Below are 281 nucleotides of genomic sequence, written 5' to 3' on the forward strand. Positions count from 1 at the left end.
AGTTACCTGTATATAGAGACACATATAAATTGGTGTTAGAAGTTTTTGTAAGTACTAAAACCTTTCCTAAAGAATATAAGTATAGTTTAGGTAGAGATATGGAACGCGATGTATTGGTTTTAATGCGTTGTATTTACCGTACCAACAGATCTCAAGAGAAAACTGTTTTTTTAAATGATTTTTTAGATAATTTTGAGATATTAAAATTAGAAATAAGGGTTTGTGTAGATTTAAAACTTGTATCTATAAAACGGCAGAGTGTTTTAGCAAGCCTTATGAAC

The 281-nt window shown here is 28.8% G+C and carries 1 protein-coding gene; it reads left to right on the forward strand.

The features are described from left to right. Positions 1-281 (forward strand): four helix bundle protein (locus ACH5TX_RS01475; RefSeq protein ID WP_439337784.1); only part of this gene is annotated, 281 nt, incomplete at both ends.

This window comes from Thalassobellus citreus (genome assembly GCF_044385915.1).
Taxonomy (GTDB): Bacteria; Bacteroidota; Bacteroidia; order Flavobacteriales; family Flavobacteriaceae; genus Thalassobellus; species Thalassobellus citreus.